The 14,718-nt window shown below is 61.4% G+C and carries 12 protein-coding genes; 3 read left to right on the plus strand and 9 right to left on the minus strand.

All coding sequences use genetic code 11. The features are described from left to right. Window positions 1-3: 3 nt before the first annotated feature. Genes H3U90_RS03205 through nagA form a run of 3 tightly spaced genes read left to right on the plus strand, consistent with a single transcriptional unit; the run spans window position 4 to window position 3,217 of the window. Window positions 4-1,110 carry an ROK family protein gene (locus H3U90_RS03205; RefSeq protein ID WP_198177016.1) on the plus strand — a complete coding sequence of 369 codons (1,107 nt, stop codon included), beginning with the start codon at window positions 4-6 and terminating at the stop codon, window positions 1,108-1,110. Further along, window positions 1,107-1,895, plus strand: coding sequence for a glucosamine-6-phosphate deaminase (gene nagB, locus H3U90_RS03210; RefSeq protein ID WP_198177017.1), 789 nt, complete (start codon window positions 1,107-1,109; stop codon window positions 1,893-1,895). The genes H3U90_RS03205 and nagB overlap by 4 nt, the downstream gene beginning before the upstream one ends. Window positions 1,896-1,909: 14 nt before the next feature. After that, on the plus strand, window positions 1,910-3,217 hold the full coding sequence (gene nagA / locus H3U90_RS03215) for an N-acetylglucosamine-6-phosphate deacetylase (protein WP_198177018.1): 1,308 nt from the start codon (window positions 1,910-1,912) through the stop codon (window positions 3,215-3,217). Window positions 3,218-3,237: 20 nt separating this feature from the next. Here nagA and H3U90_RS03220 read toward each other — a convergent pair whose 3' ends face one another. From H3U90_RS03220 to H3U90_RS03260, 9 genes are all read right to left on the minus strand, one after another. Then, window positions 3,238-4,080 (minus strand): ABC transporter ATP-binding protein, encoded by an 843-nt coding sequence (locus H3U90_RS03220; protein WP_198177019.1) that lies wholly within the window; start codon window positions 4,078-4,080, stop codon window positions 3,238-3,240. Between the two features lie 132 nt (window positions 4,081-4,212). Then, window positions 4,213-6,045: a hypothetical protein gene (locus H3U90_RS03225; RefSeq protein WP_198177020.1), complete on the minus strand. Its 1,833-nt coding sequence runs from the start codon at window positions 6,043-6,045 to the stop codon at window positions 4,213-4,215. 249 nt (window positions 6,046-6,294) lie between these two features. Beyond that, complete coding sequence (locus H3U90_RS03230) at window positions 6,295-7,470, minus strand: sensor histidine kinase (RefSeq protein WP_198177021.1); 1,176 nt, start codon at window positions 7,468-7,470, stop codon at window positions 6,295-6,297. Then, on the minus strand, window positions 7,467-8,126 hold the full coding sequence (locus H3U90_RS03235) for a response regulator (protein WP_198177022.1): 660 nt from the start codon (window positions 8,124-8,126) through the stop codon (window positions 7,467-7,469). Before H3U90_RS03235 ends, H3U90_RS03230 begins: the two co-directional genes overlap by 4 nt. Before the next feature lie 48 nt (window positions 8,127-8,174). Continuing rightward, a complete protein-coding gene (gene htpX, locus H3U90_RS03240) occupies window positions 8,175-9,110 on the minus strand; it encodes a zinc metalloprotease HtpX (RefSeq protein ID WP_198177023.1) in 936 nt (311 codons plus the stop codon). An 81-nt stretch (window positions 9,111-9,191) separates the two neighbouring features. Further along, complete coding sequence (locus H3U90_RS03245; protein WP_198177024.1) at window positions 9,192-9,785, minus strand: DUF4411 family protein; 594 nt, start codon at window positions 9,783-9,785, stop codon at window positions 9,192-9,194. Further along, window positions 9,782-10,963 (minus strand): ImmA/IrrE family metallo-endopeptidase, encoded by a 1,182-nt coding sequence (locus tag H3U90_RS03250; protein ID WP_198177025.1) that lies wholly within the window; start codon window positions 10,961-10,963, stop codon window positions 9,782-9,784. The genes H3U90_RS03245 and H3U90_RS03250 overlap by 4 nt, the downstream gene beginning before the upstream one ends. A 175-nt stretch (window positions 10,964-11,138) precedes the next feature. Next, window positions 11,139-12,605, minus strand: coding sequence for an FAD-dependent oxidoreductase (locus H3U90_RS03255; RefSeq protein ID WP_198177599.1), 1,467 nt, complete (start codon window positions 12,603-12,605; stop codon window positions 11,139-11,141). A 117-nt stretch (window positions 12,606-12,722) separates the two neighbouring features. Then, window positions 12,723-14,690, minus strand: coding sequence for a heavy metal translocating P-type ATPase (locus tag H3U90_RS03260; RefSeq protein ID WP_198177026.1), 1,968 nt, complete (start codon window positions 14,688-14,690; stop codon window positions 12,723-12,725). Window positions 14,691-14,718 lie beyond the last annotated feature (28 nt).

The raw sequence follows: 14,718 nt of genomic DNA on the forward strand, positions 1-14,718 counted from the left end.
TCCATGGCAGCATCGACCCCGCATCCCGAGGCGGATACAGATAGCGTCCAGGCTGGCCCGATCAGCCTGGGAATTGACATCGGCGGCACCAAGATCGAGGGCGTGGCCATGGACGGCGACAAGCGTCTGCTGGCCTGCCATCGAATCCCCACGCGCGAGGGTAACCAAGCGGTTCATGACGACACGGTGACACTTATCCACCACCTTCTGGATCCGGTGGGCCCAAATCGGGGTCCTGTCACCGTAGGCCTGGGCATCCCGGGGCGCGTGGATTCCAACCGTGGAATAGTGGACGACGCAGTCAACCTGGGCATCCGCCACATGGCTCTGGGCCCAGCCGTTACCAAGACGACCGGCCTGCCCGTCCGCGTCGAAAACGATGTCAACATCGCTGCCCTGGGAGCCGCCTCGCAGACCGGCGACTCCCTGATGGCCTCTGGAACCACACCCCACTCCGAGGCTGCCCGGGTCCAGGCCCGCCGCTCCGCATCAGTGCCCGGGCGTGACGGTCCCAGGGCCCTGCCCGACCATGACGACCATGTTGTGGTCTTCATCAACCTAGGTACCGGCCTGGCAGCGGGCATCATCCGCGGGGGCCGGATCGAGCACGGAGCCAGCGGGGCAATCGGCGAAATCGGCCACATCCCGGTGGACGCCCACCAGTTTCCCTGCAAGTGCGGCCAGCACGGCTGTCTGGAAACCGTGGCCTCAGGCTCGGCAGTGGAAGCCCTTTGGCCGGGAATCGCCCACCCACTGCCTGACCTGATTGCCCAGGCAAGCCAGGGGAACCAGCGCGCTCAGGAAGTCCAGGACATCATCGGCCATGGCATCGCCCTGGCTGTACAAATCGTGGCGCTGACCATCGATCCCGGAGTCATCATCCTGGGCGGCGGCATGAGCAAAACCGGTCAGCCCCTGCTGGATCTGGTCACCGAGCATCTGAATAGGAGCGCGGCCTGCAGCCATTTCATCGCCTCGCTGAAGCTGCCCGACCGGTTGCGCCTGGCTCCAGCCGACCTGCCCGTCGCAGCCATCGGCGCCGCCCTGGCAGGACGCATGGCCGTCGACAGTCGCCCATCTGACATTATTGGAAAGGAAATCTCATCATGACCGAAATCATCATCGTCAAGTCCCAGGAGGAAGCCGGCCAAATCTATGCCCGCTGCACGGCCGACCTGATCCGGCGCAAGCCCGACTGCGTGCTGGGTCTGGCCACGGGGTCCAGCCCTCTGGCGGCATACCAGGCCCTTGCCGACCTGGTCCACAAGGAGGGAATCGACGTCTCCCAGGTGCGCGGCTTCGCCCTGGACGAGTATGCGGGCCTGGATCCGGCCCACCCCCAGTCCTACCGGTCAACCATCGACCGGACCGTGGTCAAGCCTCTGGGCCTGGACCCCGCCAAGGTGAGGGTGCCCAATGGGAACCTGAACACCATCAAGGACGCTGGCCGCGTATACGACCAGGCAATCGAGGATGCCGGCGGGGTCGACCTGCAGATCCTGGGCATCGGCACCGACGGACACATCGGCTTCAACGAGCCTGGATCCTCCCTGGCCTCGGGCACCCGCATCAAGACCCTGACCGAGCAGACACGCATCGACAACGCCCGCTTCTTCGACAATGACATGGACCAGGTGCCCACCCACTGCATCACCCAGGGAATCGGAACCATCCTCAAGGCACGCCAGCTGGTCCTTCTGGCCTTCGGCGCCGGGAAGGCGGAAGCCGTGGCCGAGAGCGTAGAGGGCGGCATATCGTCCTTCTGCCCAGCCTCGGCCCTCCAGATGCATCCCCACGCCACCGTGATCGTGGACGAGGCCGCCGCCTCCCGCCTGCGCAACCGCGACTACTACAAGTGGGCATATGCCAACAAGCCTGACTGGCAGTCCATCTAGAAGGCAAACCAAACATGTCCAAGGAAGCATACGAGTCGGCGGGGCTCGCGGTCGAGTCATCCCTGAATGGACTGGCCCATCCCCTTGTCCTGACCGGAGCAAGATTGATAGACGCCCGAGGAATCAGGGAAGACAGCTGGATTTTGGCCCTGGAGGGCAGGATTGAACAGGTCGGGCAAGGCAGGGAGCGCCTGGAATCCGCCCTGAGGGCCGCTGGTCTGCCCAGCCTACCGCCCTCCCTCCAGCCTGGATCAGATAGCCATGACGTGAATGCAGACGGTGTGGAGTTCATCGACGCAACCGGCTTCATCCTCACCCCTGGGTTCATCGACATCCACTCCCACGGCGGCTGGGTCCACTCCTTCGATGACGGCGACGAGGCCATTCGCACAGCCAGAGCCTGCCATATGGTCCATGGAACCACCAGGCAGGTGCTCAGCCTGATCACCAATCCGGTCGCCACGATGTGCACCAATCTGCGCTCGGTCAAGCGGGTCATGGACTCCAGACCCGATGTGCTGGGGGCCCACTTGGAAGGGCCCTTCATCGCCCTCTCCCGTAAGGGGGCGCACGACCCCAAGTGCCTGCGCGACCCTGAACCCGCGGTTCTCGACAGTCTCCTGGAGGCTGCCGACGGTTGCATACGCCAGGTGACCCTGGCCCCTGAGCGCGACCATGGCTACGAGGCCATTTCCCGCCTGGCCGGGTCCGGTGTGGTGCCTGCGGTTGGCCATTGCGATGCCGACTATGACCAGACCCGCCGCGCATTCGATGCCGGCGCCCGTATACTCACTCATGTTTTCAACGCCATGAACGGCATCCACCACCGTCAGCCGGGTCCCATTCCAGCCGCCGTGGAGGACCGCCGGGTTACGGCCGAGCTGATCAACGACGGTTTCCATGTGCAGGACCCCTGCGTCGACCTGGCCTTCAGGCTCTTCCCCCATCGGATAGCCCTGGTCACCGACGCCATGGAGGCCACCGGCTGCGAGGACGGCGCCTACAAGCTGGGTTCCCTGGATGTAACAGTGAAGGGCGGCCACGCCCGTCTGACCTCCAACGGGGCCATCGCCGGCTCAACCCTGACCCTGGATGTGGCAGTCGGCAGAGCTATCCAGGCCATCGGCCTGCCAGCCCCCCAGGCCGTGGAAGCCGCCACGCTGACACCTGCCCGGGCCCTGGGACTGGACCGCCCCAACCCGATCACCGGTGCCCCGCTGGGTCTGCTGGCACCCGGCTATGCGGCCGACCTCCTCCTACTGAACCCGGCTGACTGGTCCGTCAAAACCGTGGTCTGTAACGGGCACAGAATTCAGCTTTGAATCGACCTCAGCGGCTCCTCCTACTCCGACCCGGACAGAAGGAGCCGCTCTATATCATCTTGATCCATATGGGGATAGGAACCGCAAATCCTCCCATCCTGCATATACAGAATTCTGTCGGCCCTGGAAGCCACCCTGGCATCATGAGTAACCAGAAGGCTGGCCTTGAGTCCCGCACTCATGGCTGCTTGGATGGCATCAAGGGTGTCCTCACGGGCTCTGGGATCCAGATTGCCGGTGGGCTCATCCGCGAAGAGAACCTGCGCATCCATGATCATGGCCCGAGCGATGGCCACCCGCTGCTGTTGACCTCCTGACAGCTCGCCCACCTTTCGCCTCATTACACCGGTCGGCAGGTCCACACAGGCCAGAGCCCGACGTACAGCACCATCATCGGTGGCTGAACCATTCAAGGACCGCGGCAGGATGATATTCTCGGCGACCGTCAAAGAATCGACCAGCATGTAATCCTGAAAAATGAAGGCGAATTCGGTCCTGCGAAGCCTTGCCCGGCGAAAATCCGGCTGCCGAGCAATATCCCGATGCTCATACCAGATCTGACCTCGCAAGGGGGTCAGGATGCCGGCAAGCAGCTTGAGCACAGTGGACTTCCCGCATCCCGAGGGTCCAATCAGGGCCGTAATACAGCCATCTTGCAGTTCTATATTGACTGGCCCGATTTGAGGTGCCGGCCCATTCCTGTCATACGACTTTCCCAGCAGACGATGCCTGCGTCGTCCATTTTCCGAGTAGTCGTAGCAAACGGACCTGGCCCGCAAGACCGTACCGCCACCATCCGGGCCCACACCCTGGGCAGTTACCTGAGATTTTCTTGCATCCCATCCATCATGTCCTGTTTCCATACATCCCTCCTTCTCACGCCCAGCCTTCTTACACGCAATTTTCAAAACATCCGCTCACAACCGCCGAATGTAAGACTCCGTCTCATTTCATGGCGCTCTCACTTATTTCCAGTCCACCACAGGCTGCTTTGCTCATCCCTGACAGGCCAGACGAACATAGGAAACCATGTGGGCGACCAGGGCCACCAGCCCCATCGCCAGGAGCACCGCCAGGAGCAGGCCCAGCTGCCCAGCGGGACAGTAAAAGGAGATGCCTCCATAGAGTTCGACTGACTGCGGGTGAGAGCATAGGTTGACGACCAGGAGCGAACCGGCACAGGCCAGCAGGAAGGCCGGCAAGACTTCGCTCAGGTAGCTTAACGTCCCACTGCATCCGTACCGCCAGACTCCCAAATCAAGGAGGACAGCCACGGCCCTGGTCCTACGCCTCTCCTCAACCATGGTGAAGATCAACGACAGGACGCCCACGGCACATATGACCAAGACCGGGTAGACGATGACGGCCATTTCCCTCATCCCCTCCCCTCCGGTCTGTGCATAGATCTTGCCAGTCGGCAGATTCGCCACCCATGCTTCAGCCGTCTGGTCAGCGACCCCTGTCGGCACCTCCCGGCCACCCACCTGTGACGAAACCAGAGCCAGGGGAGTGCGCCCGCCCCAACGTTCATATCCGGTCTTCCATGCATTTCGGGAGGTAGAAGTAGATAGATGCGAGGGGATGAAGTACTGACCCATTCCACCCGGCAGGTCAGCTATAGCCGCAATCCGACTCCGTCGAGCTGGTCCGTTCCCATCATCAATACAGACCGGCGCGCCGAGGGACAGACCCGCACCCACCTCCGGACTGGAAGCCACCACCCCATCGAGCCCGTCCAATCCTGTACTATCCCGCGCAGGATGCAGGGCTGCGGACGGAAAAATCCGACTCAGATCGCCATCTATTTGAAGGCGTGAGGCACCACGATAGTAGGAGGCGGCCCGGCGTATTTGCCGGTCGCATTCCGCACCGTCCTTTGCCATAGGCACTACGGTGGCAGGAGCCAGAATAAGAGGATCAGCATCGCGCGACCGAACATAGGCGGCCCAATGATCCAGGGCCCCTCGGTCACTGCCGACCGGGCTGATCACAGACCCTCCTGCCAGAGCCGTGGTCAGAGAGGCGCGCGCATTGGCATCGCTGTATCCCAAGAAGCCGAAAAGTCCGCAGGCGACTGCAGTGGCGACGACCACCATCGTGAAGAGCGAGGCCGCCCTAGTGGTCTCCTGATTGCGCAAAGCCAAGGTAACCACAGGACCTTTTGGGTAACCCGCCATGATGACCCCCGCTGCTCGGTTCAATAGGGGTCTGCCCACTCTTATCAAGGCCCATGCCAAGAGAGGAATCAAAAAGATGCCCATACCACCGGCGGCCGCTCCAGTCCCCTTTAGGTAGATCATCAAGCAAGTCGCAAGGACCACCAGGAGCATGACCGCAGTAGACAGGGCGCGGTGCCGTCTCCCGGAAGAGCGGGGCATGGACTGCAAATCGGGCCGAGCTCGGATGACCCTCACTGCAGCCAATATGGCGCCCAAACATTGGCACAGGACGGAAAGCAGGACCGTCATAAGAATGGAGGAGAGGTTTGGCAGGATGCCATGCTCCGGCAAAAGCATGTCCAGCCGTGCCATGGCAGGCCTTGCCAGAGGCTTCATCAGCTCGCCCAGAGCCACGCCAATGAGGCCTGAGAAGGCAGCCATGAGACCTTGGACGGCCAGTATCGAGCCCAGGAGCCGACAGGGGGAGGCGCCCAGCAGACGGATGCGCATGAGTCTGTCCCATTGAGCAGTGAAGGCATGGTCGCTGATGGTCTTGGAAATGGAAGCTGAAGACGTCAGAAAGATGGCTACCATGACTACCGGAGTGGTCGAATCGGCACCCTCTCCTCCCCGGACCATAGCCTCAAGAACCAGGAGAATCAAGGCCATGGGACAGGCTCCAGCCAGGATGTTCAGGATTTGCAGGCCGCGGTTTCCCCTCCACAAGGAATTCACCAGGCGGATGTACCCGATCCTAATACTCCGCCCCTCAGCCCCTTCCGTTCCGGGTCCTTTCCTTTCACCGCCTATTGCTGCCCATTGCATATGGCCAAGCTATATCGACGGATAGTGGAGATGCTACCGACAGATGTCACCATCAGGAGGACAAATGTCACTGCGTCCGCTGCACTGCAGAAGTTACCTGCAAGAATCCGCGGTCAATGGAAGGGAGAGTATTACCCGGGTACCTCGGGAAGACTCCGCTGTCTCTGCCGGTCCTACCTGCAAGGAGCCGCCCAAGTCCTTTACCCTCTGCTCAAGGGAGGACAGGCCGAAGCCCGGCACAAACCGACCAGACCCTTTGCGAGGACCCACCCCGTCGTCCGTCACACACAGGCGAAGGGTTCTCGGTGCCAGATCAATAACAATCGAGGCGGAGGAGGCATGGGCGTGACGGACCACGTTGGTCAAAGTCTCCTGCAAGGCCCGGTAGATAAGGACCTTATTCTGCGATGACAGGCCCTCCAGGCTCCCATTCACCGTAGCGGTCACATGCAGACCTGTGGATTCAAAGGAGTCTGCCAGACCGACAATCGACTCCTTGGTCAGCTCCCCGCCAAAGGCAGCCGGGTTCAAAGCCCTGGCCTGCTGACGTACCTGAGCCAGTGCCTTCTTATCGATGTCTTCGGCCTTGATCACATGGGTGAGGGCCCGGTCGATGGATGAACCCTTGTGCAGGATCCTTTGCGCCGCCTCAAGCTCCATGTGCATGGCCGATAGGTACTGACCAATCGAATCATGCATCTGCGAGGCCATCTCTGCCCGCTCCTTAGCTAGGGCCAGGCTCTCTATTGTGAGCGACTGCCTGGCGAGCTGCCGGTTCTTTTCAATGAGCATACGACTGGCCCGTGCGTAAAAGAGGAAAGCCACCGCGAAGAAGACGATCAGAGCCAGGTTCAGGACCGTATCGCCCCAGGAGGCCCGTCGCCATTCTCCCCTCCATGCCATATGCAGAATGTAGACCCCTATTTCCCCTCCCACTGCGACCCAGGTCCAGATCTCCGGAAAGGCGAAGAGAACATCCAAGGTCACGATGGTGGTGAGAAACATCTGCGGCGGATTGTCGAAGAGAGTGGCTGCCAGACAAACCGCGATGAGAAGGCCCCCACAAATGAGGGCAGGAATACGTCGCCGAATCAGCCTATAACCCAGCCAGGCCGACACCATGACCGTCTGGAAGAGGAAGAAGTTGAGAGGATTGCCATATTTTGACCACAGGAAGGAGCAGCAGAACGAAGCGACCTCCACCAGGCCCACGTATGGGAGGGACCCTGGTTTCCGCTCCTGAGACGACTCAGTTTCTGACGGGCTCATGACCGCCTTGAGGTCATGGCCAACTCGGTGCGATTGCGCACGCCGGTTTTGTCGAAAATGCTACTGACGCGGTTTCTGACCGTGCCCAGGGACAGGCAGAGATGATCGGCAATCTCCCTGTTGGTTGAGCCAGCCACAATCATGTCGATGATCTGACGGTCAGTCCGATCGAAGTCGTCGGCTACGTCGACTCCTCCCGCTGCTTTGACAGGCTGCGACGGTTCGCCTTCCCTGCTGATGAGGTCCATCAGCCTACCCGACTCTGCAGTCCCGAGGACGCGTTCACCCCTATAGACCCTATGCACGGTGCCGATGATCTCCTCTGCATCGGCGTCTTTGAGCAGGTGCCCATATGCTCCAGCCTTGATGCTTCCCACAAGGTTCTCATCCTCGTCGAATGCCGTCAGTGCGATGCATCGGGCTTTCAGTCCTCTCTTAAGCAAGATGTCGATGAGGCGAATCCCGTCAATGTCAGGCATCCGGCAGTCAACTAGGGCCACATCGACATCTCTCAGATGAGGATGCGCCAGAAGCTGCCGGGCACTGGCTGCATCCGCGACAATCTTGATATCGTCTTCATCAGCCAGTATCGAGACCAGTCCTGCTCTGACCAGTTCCTGATCGTCGACGATGGCCAGATTGATGGTCTCCGTCATCCCAGGCATCATCTCCTATCGACAGGGGGCGTAAAGCTACTCGGCCTCTCAGTACCCCACCTGGGCTCCATGCCCGGAATTCACCTGGGTCTGCCCCATCTCCTGGCTCATCTGCATCAGGCGGGCTATGCGCTCATCGGTGGGCGGATGGGTGGAGAAGAGCCTGCTGAACCCTTTGACCGAGAAAGGGTTCTCGATCATCATGGCAGCGGCGCTCTGAGTGCCGGCGGTCTGCGGCATGGGCACGGCCTGAGACCCGTAGGATATTTTGTTCAGCGCCGATGCCAGAGCCGCCGGGTCCCCGGTCAGTCGACTGCCGTCCTCGTCGGCGTCATACTCACGGGTGCGCGAAATAGCCATCTGAATCAGGGAGGCGCCCAGGGGGGCCAGAATCGAGCTGATCAGCACGCCCAGAAGGCCAAAGACGCCGGAATCGTTATCCCTGTCCCGGCTGTCGCCGCCGAAATACATGAGGGAGTATCCCAGGTAGGTGATGACCGTGGCCATGGCCGAAGCTACAGCAGAGGTCAGGATGTCATGGTTATAGACGTGCATGAGCTCGTGGCCCAGCACCCCGCGAATTTCCCGCTCGTTGAGGATGCGCAGAATCCCCTGGGTGCAGCAGACGGCGGCATGGCGCTCGTTGCGGCCTGTGGCAAAAGCGTTGGGCGAATCTGTGGGGGCGATGTAGATGCGGGGCATGGGCTTGCCGGCCCTCCCCGACAGTTCCCGGACGATCCGGTAGAGGTCGGGAGCTTCCTGCTCGCTGACCGGCCGGGCATGCATGGAGGCGATCGCCACCTTGTCGGAGAACCAGTAGGACCCGAAAGTGGTGGCCAGGCCTATGAGGATATAGATGCCCAGCGTGCCCTGGCGACCGCCGGTCAGCCACCAGATGAGCATGATAACGGCCCACATGAGGGCGAACAAAAGCGTCGTTTTCAGGCCGTTGAAATGTCCGTGAACCTTCAGCTTGCCATTCATGGGTTCCATGGTAGACAATACCGCTGAATTTTTGCTGAACGGGCGCTGAAAAGATGAGACTGGCGATGTCCCCTCTCCATTTCAGAACAATACGATTGGATCTCCGCTCTTCTTGTCACGAGGCCTGGGAACATACCGGGCTTTCTTCAACCTCCCGTTTTCATCGAAGAATCGACGCAGGCTCATGGTCTTTACCCCAAAATGGTCTGCGATGTTAGGGATCTTGGGCTCTTTCTTCATGTGCTGCCCCTGTTGCAGCGGAACCCGCTCCTCGTCCGTCACGATGACTGCTCCCTCGACCTTGGCCACGGCGATCAGCCAGGGATCCGCCTTGCTCTCTGACTCCCAGTATTGGCGCGACTCTTCCGTATACTGCCCGCAGGTGACCAGATAATCCTGGATTTGCGCATAGACCTGCGCATATCTGTCGTCCTTATGACTTATTTGGCGGCCTTTGAACACTGCACGCACCCAAAGATCCAGCATATCGGGATCAGCGGCTTGCTCGTTGACCAGCTCGTCGTAGACAACATCCACCATGGCAATCGCCTTGTCCTCAGCCAGCTTTTCCATCCATCGCCAGAAGGGATGGAACTCCTTGTAGTCGAAAGGATGGTTGAGCCGGTAGGAGGCGATGAAGATGTTGGAATCAGGCAGGTAGAGGGTAGCGGTCATATCAGCTTCTTTTCACGAATCAATCCCTGATAAGACTGCGGGGAGCGCACCCCCACCAGGTCGAAGCCCTCAGTCGGAGCCAGTCTGCCCCCGTCCATGGCGGCATTGACCAGGCGGACGAAGCCGGTGTCAACCCTGGAGGCATTGGTCCTGTTGCCATTACCATGGGTTTCCCGCTCCTGATGATGAGCGGCTTTGCCCTGAAGCTGCCGCTCCATTCGTGCCCGCAGCTCCTCGAGCGTATCCTCGCCAGTCAAGCCGAACTGATGGGCTTGTATCCCCATGGCCAAGGCACTCAGATGGAAGTCGTCAGCTATAGACTCCGCAGCGTCCGCCGGCACCTTGCCCGCGTCCAACTTCTCCTGCCAGAGCCGCCGGAAGCGCTCATCGTCAATCACGGCCTTTACCACTGCGCGGTTTATCGCGCGCTCCGTGGCCTTGCGATCCCCTTGGCCGCCAATGCCGTCGAAGAGCTCATGAGTGCCCAGCAGTACGTGCCCCACCTCGTGAATCAAGGTGAAGATCATGCCGTCAAAGGAATCGTTTCTGTTGATGAACACCAGCGGAGCCATATCGTCGATCAGCACGAATCCACGGAATTCCTGAAGATCCAGTTTTCGAGAACTCACGGAACCCACCTGGGAATTGAGCATGATCATGATGCCCGCATTGGATGACCGTTCCTTGAGCTGACGGAAACGGTCGCTGGAATCGCCGCCCTCCCAAGCAGAGCGCCCATCCAACCCAAGGGTGGAGCGGAGCGCATCAGCCAGGGCATCGCCCTGCTCGGCATCGCGCACCGAACCGACCAGTGGGTTGGCATCCAGGCCGGACTCAAGCAATTCAGCCCTGGCCCACTCCTGCCTGAATCGCATCTGGTCGATGGTGTCCTGCAGGTTTTTGCTGGGCTGCACAGACGTATTGCCTACGGTACGGTACCGGACCAGAGGCTCAAGGCGACGCTGGGGCACGACCGACCTGACCAAGGCACCGAAAGGAACATGCAGGGCCCTGCTGAGCTGCTCAACCTTGTTGAAGGATACGGACACGGGTTCCTTGGATTCCAGCCAATCCGGCAACTGGCCAAGCCCCCGGCGCCGAGACAGGGCCACCGGATCGGCATCACTCTCCTCAACGGCCCACTGCAGGGTGGCCGGATAGAGAGTCAGATTAGCCATGCCACGCTCCTTCGATTCCGTGAAGGGCTCTAACGACAATGATAGCTGGGCCGGATCTATCCGCCTACTGTGAGCACCCGGTAATGCTAGTGCAGATCAAGAAAACAGGGCCTGGATGAGGATTTTTCATGAAACCTCATCCAGGCCCTGCCACTGCCGACCTAAGGCCGATCACCTACTCGCCGTGTGCAAGCTTACGGAGCTGGTCGGGGTCGATGACCTTGATATGCTCGCGGCCGGCCTTGGCGCCCTCGGCACGCTCGTAGGCATCCACCCGCTTCCAGCCGGCGAAGTCGATGGGCTGGATGCCCTTCTCCGCCAGGAAGCGATCGATCGAATCGTCGTCGCGGTCCTTGGCGAAGCGGCCACGAGTCGGGCTGGCGGCCAGGTCATCCAGCATGTTGCCGATGGTCTCCAGGGCATCGGATTTGGTGGATCCGATCAGACCCACAGGCCCTCGCTTGGCCCAACCCGTGGCGTAGAGACGATCGATGGGTCGGCCGTCCTGCCCCTCGGGAGCAGTGGTCACGCGACCGTGGATGTTGGAGAGGGTGTAGCCGGCGAAATCGTAGGGAATGCCGGGAACCTCGGCAGGCTTGTAGCCGATGGCGTGGTAGACGGCCTGAACCGGGTACTCCTCGTACCGGCTGGTCTCCTCCATGGCGCCCTCGGGCGTGACCTTGGTCTTCTCCACCCGAATGCCGGTCACCCTGCCGTCCTGGCCGATGATTGCGGCAGGCATCCGGTAGAAGTGCATATAGAAACGACGGTCGGCGGGGTTGCCTTCGAAGTCGACGCCGCCGTCCTCAGCCATATCCTCGGCCATCTCCCTGATGGTGAAGAGCTCCTCCAGCATCTGCCGGGTCAGCTTGTCGGCACCGGCCCGGTCGATGGTCTCCTGATCCAGGTCGAAGTCCTCCTCGTCGATGACGATTTGCACCCCGGGCAGCTTCTCCAGCTCGCGCAGCTCCTGGACCGAGAACTTGGCCTGGGCTGGTCCGCGACGGATGAACATGTGCAGTTCACGGGCCTGGTTGCCCTGAATCCCCTGGTAGACATTGTCAGGGATGTCGGTGCCCAGCAGGTCGTCGGCCCGCCGCATCAGGATTCTGGAGACATCCATGGCCACGTTCCCGCCTCCGATGACGGCCACCTGCCTGGCATCCAGGGGCCAGTCCTGGTCAGCGTCGGGATAGCCGTCATACCATTCGACGAAGTGGGCGGCCCCGTGAACGCCATCAAGCTCATGCCCGGCGATCTCCAGAGGACGATCGTCCACAGCGCCGGTGGCGAAGAGCACCACATCGTAGCGCTCAAGCAGGTCATCCAGGTTGACATCCTTGCCGAACTCCACATCCGCGTAGAGATGGATCTCGGGGTTGTCCAGCGTCTTCTCCAAGGCGCCTGCGATGTACTTGATGCTGGGATGATCCGGGGCCACGCCGTAACGGACCAGACCGAAGGGGACGGGCAGCTTCTCGAACAAATCGATCCGGGCCCGGTCGCCCAGACCCAGGTCTGTCCCCTTTTCCCGAAGCTGCCGCAGCAGGATGTCAGAGGCGTAGACCCCTGCAGGCCCCGCGCCTATGACGGCCACGCGCAGAGGTGAGCCAGCTTCCTCGCCGCGGGCCGGTGCGGGCATGGTGGAATCATTGACATTAATATCGCTCATGCTTGTCAGCCTAACGCAAAGCGACGGTCGGAAACAGAGCTAGTCGGGCTCCATCCCCGGGACTTTCACCAAGCGTCGTGAATGGCCTCAGTCCCGGTCCATCAGTGCAGTCAGGGCCCAGAGAATGGAAACCACATCGATGGCCTCCTGCGTAAAGGCGCCGACAACCACCGGAATCAGGTCGAAGGCGGCGCAGAGCATGCCCACTGTGGCCAGGGTCAGCCCCAGCATGACCGCCTGGAGCATGACCCTCTTGGTCCTGCGGGCGATGGCGATCGACCTGGGCAGACAGGCGATGTCGTCATTCATGATCACGGCCTGGGCGGACTCGGAGGCGGCCGTGGTGGTTCCGTCGGTGATGGCCATGCCCACGTCGGCGGCAGCCAGGACCGGAGCATCGTTGACCCCGTCCCCCACCATCAGGGTGATGGATTTGGTCACTGACTCACCAAGGAATTTGGACAGCCAGATGTCCCAGAATGGCTGCCGATTGGGCTCCTCCCTGGAAGCCTTGGCGATCAGATTGGTCTTGTCCTCGGGGAAGAGGCCGGCATGCACGTCGGTGATGCCCACCTGGTCGGCGATGATCCGGGCCGAGTCCTCCTTGTCGCCGGTGACCATGGATAGACGGGTGATGCCCAACTCCCGCAGCTGGGTAATGGTCTGGGCGGCATCCGACCTGGGCACGTCCTTCATGACGACCCTGGCGGCCAAGACCCCATCAATCGAGACGTAGGAGGCCATCTCGTCAGGCGCCAGGGGGCCGAACAGATCGCTCGAATGCCCGTCAGCCACGAACTGGGCCCTGCCCACCTTGACCTGGTGGCCGTCGACCTGGCCCTGGACCCCGTTGCCGGAGTCCTCCCGAACCTCCCGCGCGTGCAGATGGGTCTGGCCCTTGCTCCGTGCCCGCAACCGCTCCTGGGCAGCGGCCCCTGCCTCGGCTATTCCGTTGGCCAGGATGTGGACCGAATAGGACTCCACAGCGCCCGCCATGGCCAGAATCCGGTCTGTATCGACCTTCTGCTCCCTACCCTCAGGCAGGTCGATCTTGGCTACTTGGGGACGTTTTACGGTCAACGTGCCGGTTTTATCGAAGAAGATGTGCGAGACCCGGCCCAGATTCTCGATCACGTCCTGGGTCTTGATCAGCAGCCCCGCCTTGGCCAGCCTCCCGGTCCCGGCCATGTAGGCCACGGGGGCGGCGATCAGCAAAGGGCAGGGGGTTGCCAGGACCAGAACCTGGGCGAACCGGGTCGGCACACCGGAGATGATCCAGGCCACACAGGCGATGATGAAGGCCACCACGGTGAAGGGGACCGCCATCAGGTCGGCTGTTCTGACGACTGCAGCCCGGGAGTTCTGGGCGGAGCGCACCAGGTTGAGGATTCGCTGGTACTGGGAGTCCCGGGCCAGCTGGCGGGCCCGCATCAGGAAGGTACCCGAACCATTGACCGCTCCGGACATGACCTGGGCGTCCTGGTAGAGCCTGCGGGGCATTGGCTCCCCGTTGATGGTGGACATATCCAAGGTGGCGGTAGGGCTGATCAGCTCGCCATCAACAGGCACGGTCTCGCCGGGCTTGACCACCAGGAGGTCGTTCAGACGGACCTTATCGACATCCACCGTGCTCCAGTCGCTCTCCTTGGGAAGGGCATGCTCCCCCACCGGCAGGTCCGCCTGGACCACGTGGGCCACCTGGGGGGCGGCCTGGACCAATACGGTCAGGTTGTTCTGCGCCTTGTTCCCTGCGTACTGCTCGATGGCATCGCCCGAGTAGAGCATGAGGACCACGGCCCAACTGGCCCAGTACTGCTGGACGGCGAGGGTGGAAAGGATGGCGACCACGGCCAGGATGTCCACGCCCACGTGGCCCTGGCGCACGTCATCGATCATCCCCTTGAGGGTATCGACCAGCGAGACGGCCACCAGGACGGCGACCAGCCATTGGGCGGCCTGGCGATAGGGGTGCCAGAGCAGGCCCATGACCAGTCCGCAGACCAGAACCACCCAAAGCATGGGGACCTTCTTGGCGAAACCCAGGATTTTTGACATGACCACTTCCCCGATCCAGACTTGTCTA

Source organism: Bifidobacterium sp. W8103, assembly GCF_016100775.1.
Classification (GTDB): Bacteria; Actinomycetota; Actinomycetes; order Actinomycetales; family Bifidobacteriaceae; genus Bombiscardovia; species Bombiscardovia choladohabitans.

Excerpts from the sequence above, each read along its gene's own strand:
- H3U90_RS03205 (WP_198177016.1), top strand. The coding sequence starts at position 4 with ATGGCAGCATCGACCCCGCATCCCGAGGCGGATACAGATAGCGTCCAG.
- nagB (WP_198177017.1), top strand. The coding sequence starts at position 1,107 with ATGACCGAAATCATCATCGTCAAGTCCCAGGAGGAAGCCGGCCAAATC.
- nagA (WP_198177018.1), top strand. The coding sequence starts at position 1,910 with ATGTCCAAGGAAGCATACGAGTCGGCGGGGCTCGCGGTCGAGTCATCC.
- H3U90_RS03220 (WP_198177019.1), bottom strand. The coding sequence starts at position 4,080 with ATGGAAACAGGACATGATGGATGGGATGCAAGAAAATCTCAGGTAACT.
- H3U90_RS03225 (WP_198177020.1), bottom strand. The coding sequence starts at position 6,045 with ATGGCCTTGATTCTCCTGGTTCTTGAGGCTATGGTCCGGGGAGGAGAG.
- H3U90_RS03230 (WP_198177021.1), bottom strand. The coding sequence starts at position 7,470 with ATGAGCCCGTCAGAAACTGAGTCGTCTCAGGAGCGGAAACCAGGGTCC.
- H3U90_RS03235 (WP_198177022.1), bottom strand. The coding sequence starts at position 8,126 with ATGACGGAGACCATCAATCTGGCCATCGTCGACGATCAGGAACTGGTC.
- htpX (WP_198177023.1), bottom strand. The coding sequence starts at position 9,110 with ATGAATGGCAAGCTGAAGGTTCACGGACATTTCAACGGCCTGAAAACG.
- H3U90_RS03245 (WP_198177024.1), bottom strand. The coding sequence starts at position 9,785 with ATGACCGCTACCCTCTACCTGCCTGATTCCAACATCTTCATCGCCTCC.
- H3U90_RS03250 (WP_198177025.1), bottom strand. The coding sequence starts at position 10,963 with ATGGCTAATCTGACTCTCTATCCGGCCACCCTGCAGTGGGCCGTTGAG.
- H3U90_RS03255 (WP_198177599.1), bottom strand. The coding sequence starts at position 12,605 with ATGCCCGCACCGGCCCGCGGCGAGGAAGCTGGCTCACCTCTGCGCGTG.
- H3U90_RS03260 (WP_198177026.1), bottom strand. The coding sequence starts at position 14,690 with ATGTCAAAAATCCTGGGTTTCGCCAAGAAGGTCCCCATGCTTTGGGTG.